This is a genomic window from Hydrogenophaga sp., from assembly GCF_048549895.1.
Classification (GTDB): Bacteria; Pseudomonadota; Gammaproteobacteria; order Burkholderiales; family Burkholderiaceae_C; genus Hydrogenophaga.
In genome coordinates this window covers 1-4,646 of record NZ_JBLYYB010000110.1, presented here as the reverse complement: position 1 = coordinate 4,646, position 4,646 = coordinate 1, and the positions used below count along the sequence as shown (strand labels likewise).

The 4,646-nt window shown below is 64.6% G+C and carries 4 protein-coding genes; 3 read left to right on the top strand and 1 reads right to left on the bottom strand.

All coding sequences use genetic code 11. The features are described 5' to 3' along the window. Nucleotides 1–872: exosortase C-terminal domain/associated protein EpsI (locus tag ACN4F8_RS11835; protein WP_419473784.1), on the top strand; the 872-nt coding region annotated here is incomplete at its 5' end. 37 nt (nucleotides 873–909) lie between these two features. On the opposite strand, the gene ACN4F8_RS11830 is transcribed toward ACN4F8_RS11835, so the two are convergent. Continuing rightward, nucleotides 910–2,268, bottom strand: a complete 1,359-nt coding sequence (locus ACN4F8_RS11830; RefSeq protein WP_419473783.1) for a phenylacetate--CoA ligase family protein — start codon at nucleotides 2,266–2,268, stop codon at nucleotides 910–912. A gap of 143 nt (nucleotides 2,269–2,411) precedes the next feature. Between ACN4F8_RS11830 and ACN4F8_RS11825 the strand changes: the two genes are divergently transcribed. Further along, nucleotides 2,412–3,623 carry a TIGR04063 family PEP-CTERM/XrtA system glycosyltransferase gene (locus tag ACN4F8_RS11825; RefSeq protein WP_419473782.1) on the top strand — a complete coding sequence of 404 codons (1,212 nt, stop codon included), beginning with the start codon at nucleotides 2,412–2,414 and terminating at the stop codon, nucleotides 3,621–3,623. Beyond that, the coding region (gene wecB, locus ACN4F8_RS11820; RefSeq protein WP_419473781.1) for a non-hydrolyzing UDP-N-acetylglucosamine 2-epimerase at nucleotides 3,620–4,646 on the top strand (1,027 nt) is incomplete at its 3' end. The genes ACN4F8_RS11825 and wecB, both read left to right, overlap by 4 nt.

The following is a 4,646-nucleotide window of genomic DNA, read 5'->3' as shown; positions in this document are numbered from 1 at the left end:
TCGGCCACCTCTCGGGCAACGAACTGGCCACGGGCGTGGACCACCTCATCTACGGCTGGGTGTTCTTCGGCGTCGTCATTCTGGCCATGCTGTTCGTTGGAGCCCGCTGGGCCGACGCCCCCGAGCCCAATTCCAGGTCGTTCACGTCGGTCGCCCTCCAGGGCGACGCGTCTCGCCAGGGTTGGACCAGCGGTCTGGCCGCCTTGGCAGCACTTGTGATCGTCGCCTCGCCCCACGTGCTGGAGCGTCTGCTGTCATTGGGCACCAACACCGGCCCCGTCGCTCTGAGCGCCCCGGCAGCCCAGGCCCCATGGCAAAACGCCAGCGCACCGCCCAGCGACTGGGTACCTGCGTTCCAGCTCCCCATCGCGGCGGCCCACAGCGGCTACACCGGCCCACAAGGGCAGGCCGTGGGCCTGCACCTCACTTACTACCGCCAGCAGAACTACGAACGCAAGCTGGTCAGCTCGCTGAACATGCTGGTGACCAGCCAGGACGACCGGTGGGCGCAGGTGTCGAGCGGGAGCGCGAACACAGAACTGGCGGGACAGTCTTTGCCGGTGGTTGCTGCAGTGCTGCGCCAGAAATCGTCGGTGCTCGATGGCAACGCCGTTCGCCTGCGGGCTTGGCGTTTCTACTGGGTCAATGGCCGCTTCACGGCCAGCGACGTGCAAGCCAAGCTGCAGGGTGCCCTGTCGCGTTTGACAGGGCGGGGCGACGACGGGGCCATTGTTGTGCTCTACACGCCTCTGACGCCAAGCCTGCTGGAGAGCGAAGCCCGCACGGCTGCAGACGCCGCATTGCAGGATTTCATCCGAAGCCATGGCGCGAGCCTTGTGGCCGCGCTGAATCAAACGCGCGAAGCCCATTGACACCATGGAACAGGCCCGTTTGTTACCAGCGCATCCTTCAGAGCGTGGGCACCGCCACGTGGCTGATCACGTAACGGTACTTGCCGGATTTCTCGGGCGGTATCTCGTCGACCAGTTGAACGTCCACGGTCACGTCATCACCCAGGCGCGCTTTGGCGCCGCGCTCGATGCCGGGCAGCAGCGCGCGGTCGAAGTGCCCGTCGGTGACCAGCAGGATGCGGGTCAGGTCCAGGCTCTCCTGCACGATCTTGAATTGTTTGACGCCCGCCAGATCCCGCACGATGTAGATCAGAGACAAGCCGTGCATCACCGTGCCGTTGCGTGCCACCAGAAAGTCGGTGCTGCGGCCTTGCAGGTCTTTCAGCAGCGGCAGCGTGCGGCCGCAGGCGCAAGGCGCTGTGCCCAGCGCAGCGATATCGCCCGTCCGGTAACGCACAAACGGAAAGTGGCTGGTGGCCAGGTGGGTCACCACGATCTCGCCGCTCTCGCCCGCTGGCAACACCTTGCCCTGCGGATCCACGATTTCCACGATCAGGTCTTCGTGGGTCAAGTGCATGCCGCCTGATGGACATTCGTGCGCGATGAAACCAGCATCCCTTCCCCCATACCCATTGGCCACCGGGCAGTTGAACACCCGCTGGATCAGTTCGCGCTGGTGGTCGTACAGGCGCTCCGACGTCACAAAGGCCACCCGGATGCCCAGCTTGTCCATCTTGATGTGGTGCGTCTCGGCGTGCCGCGCAATGTGCGCAAAGGCCGACGGGTACCCGAACAACATGGCCGGGCGCGTGGAGCGAATTTTCTCGATGAAACCAGCCACCTTCTCGGGCGACATCTCGAACGCCGGCAGGAGCTGTGTGCGCATGAGCGCATCGCGCCAGCGCCGCGCCCGGTCCTGCGAGGTGAGCTCGATGGGCGAACCCCACAGCACGATTTCGGGGTCGCCAATGTCCACGCCCCACCAGCGCGTGGCGCGCCACTTGGCCGCCACGTCGTGGCTCACGCGCTCGTTGCCGATGAAGAACACCAAAGGCTCGCCGCTGGAGCCACCGGTGTTGAACCGTGCCAGGTCGTCCGCGCCTTCCGACTTGAGGGCTTCGGTATGAGCACGAATCTCCGTCTTGGTGAGGAAGGGCAGTCGCTGCAGATCGGCGCAACTCGTCACCGCCTGCGGATCAAAGCCCAGCCGGCCAAACAGATCGCGGTAGTAGGGCACATGCTGCCCGGCGTGGGTGAGCAGGCTTCGCAGACGGGCGACCCGCAACGCCTCCAACCTGTCGATCGGCCAGTACTGGCTGGTCTCCATCTCCCGCTTCACGCGCACCGTGCTGTGTTTTTTCAGTCGTTCCTGCAAAGGAAAGATCAGGTCGGAAATGAGGCGGGTGTGAAGGGTCATGCGCAAATGGTAGACCGGTCCTTGCAGGCTTCGCGGCGGGAGCGCTTGTTTTTTGTGCCTCAACGCCGTTTCTGCGCAATCCACCCCTTGAGCCCGAGCCCCTGTCTGCACACCCAACAGCGCGGGATCATCGGCGCCTGACCATGCGAATCCTTCACGTCCTGGACCACTCCATCCCGCTGCACAGCGGCTACACCTTCCGTACGGCGGCCTTGCTGCGCGAGCAGCGGGCACGCGGCTGGCAGACCTTTCACCTCACATCGCCCAAGCAAGGGGCGGTGGATGCGGCAGAGCAAACCATCGACGGCTTGCACTTCTTTCGCACGCAGGTTCAGCAGCCAGCGAGCAAGCTGCCCGTGTTGGGCGAGCTTCAGTTGATGAACGCGCTGACAAGCCGTTTGCAGAACGTTGTGGATCAGGTGCGCCCCGACATCATCCATGCCCACTCGCCGGTGCTCAACGCGCTGCCGGCGCTCAAGGTGGGACGGCGCAACGGCATCCCCGTGGTGTACGAGATCCGCGCGTTCTGGGAAGACGCCGCCGTGGACCACGGAAGCACCCGCGAGGGCAGTCTTCGCTACCGCGCCACGCGTGCGCTGGAAACCCGCGCCATTCGCCAGGCGGGTCATGTGTTCACCATTTGCGAAGGCCTGCGCAGCGACATCGTCGACCGGGGTGTGCCCTCGGCCAAAGTCACGGTGATCCCCAACGCGGTGGACGTGCAGGGCTTTCAGCTGGCGCAAACACCCGAGCCGGCGCTGCAGGCGCGCTGGGGTCTGCAGGGGCGTACCGTGGTCGGTTTCATCGGCTCGTTCTACGCCTATGAGGGCCTGGACCTCCTGGTGGCGGCCCTCCCGCAGATGTTGAATTCCCGGCCCGACACGGTGTTGCTGCTGGTGGGCGGCGGGCCGCAAGACGCGGCGCTGAAGGCGCAGGCGCAAGCGCTCGGTCTGGGCGACCACGTGGTGTTCACCGGCCGCGTGCCGCACGCCGAGGTCAACCGCTACTACGACCTGATCGATGTGCTCGCCTACCCTCGCCACTCCATGCGCCTGACCGAGCTCGTCACGCCGCTCAAACCGCTGGAGGCCATGGCCCAGGGGCATTTGTTTGTGGCCTCCGATGTGGGTGGCCACAAGGAGCTCATCCGCCACGGTGAAACCGGCTGGCTGTTCAAGGCCGACGATGTGAACGCGCTGTCAGAAGCCGTTCTCGACATGCTTCACCACCGCGCCCGCTGGCCCGAACTGCGCGCCAATGGCCGCCAGTTTGTTGAAAGCGTGCGCAACTGGCGCAACAGCGTCGCCCATTACGAAGCGCCTTACAAGGCACTGCTCTCCAAGGGAATCCAATGAAAGTCATGGTTGTGTTCGGCACCCGCCCCGAGGCCATCAAGATGGCGCCGCTGGTCAAAGGCCTGCAGGCCAAAGCCGGCGAGATTGAGACGGTCGTCTGCGTCACGGCACAACACCGCGAGATGCTTGATCAAGTCCTCAAACTGTTCGACATCGTGCCAGAGCACGACCTGAACATCATGAAACCAGGTCAGGATCTGTTCGACATCACCAGCAACATCCTGCTTGGCCTCAAAGGTGTGCTGCAGCAGGAAAAGCCCGACCTCGTGCTGGTGCACGGCGACACCACCACCACCCTGGCCACCAGCCTGGCCGCCTACTACGCCCGCGTACCCGTGGGGCACGTTGAAGCCGGCCTGCGCACCGGCAACAAACATTCTCCCTTCCCGGAGGAAATGAACCGCAAGCTCACCGGCTCCATTGCCGACATCCACTTCGCACCCACCGCCGCCTCGCGCGACAACCTGCTGCGCGAAGGCATCGCCGCAGACGCCATCCACGTGACCGGCAACACCGTCATCGACGCCTTGCTGGCCGTGGTCGAGAAACTGCGCAACGACACCGCGCTCAAAGCCGAGCTGGCGCAGCGCTTTGCGTTCTTGAACCCGCAGCGCAGGCTCATTCTCGTGACCGGACACCGGCGAGAGAATTTTGGCGAAGGCTTCCAGAACATCTGCGAGGCCCTGGCCGACATCGCCGCCGAGCACGATGACGTGGAAATCCTGTACCCAGTGCACCTGAACCCCAACGTGCGCCAGCCGGTGAAAGACATCCTCGCCGCGCGCGGGCTGGCCAACGTCCACCTGATCGAACCAGTCGACTATTTGCCGTTTCTCTACCTCATGGACCGCTCGTACATCATCGTGACCGACTCGGGCGGCATCCAGGAAGAGGCACCTTCGCTGGGCAAGCCCGTGCTGGTGATGCGCGACACCACCGAGCGCCCCGAGGCGGTGGAGGCCGGCACGGTGATGCTGGTGGGCACCTCACGCGAGAAAATCGTGGCCGAGGCGCGCCGCCTGC

What these genes read in the sequence shown, in the direction of transcription:
- ACN4F8_RS11830 (WP_419473783.1), bottom strand. Translation starts at nt 2,268, where the DNA reads ATGACCCTTCACACCCGCCTCATTTCCGACCTGATCTTTCCTTTGCAG.
- ACN4F8_RS11825 (WP_419473782.1), top strand. Translation starts at nt 2,412, where the DNA reads ATGCGAATCCTTCACGTCCTGGACCACTCCATCCCGCTGCACAGCGGC.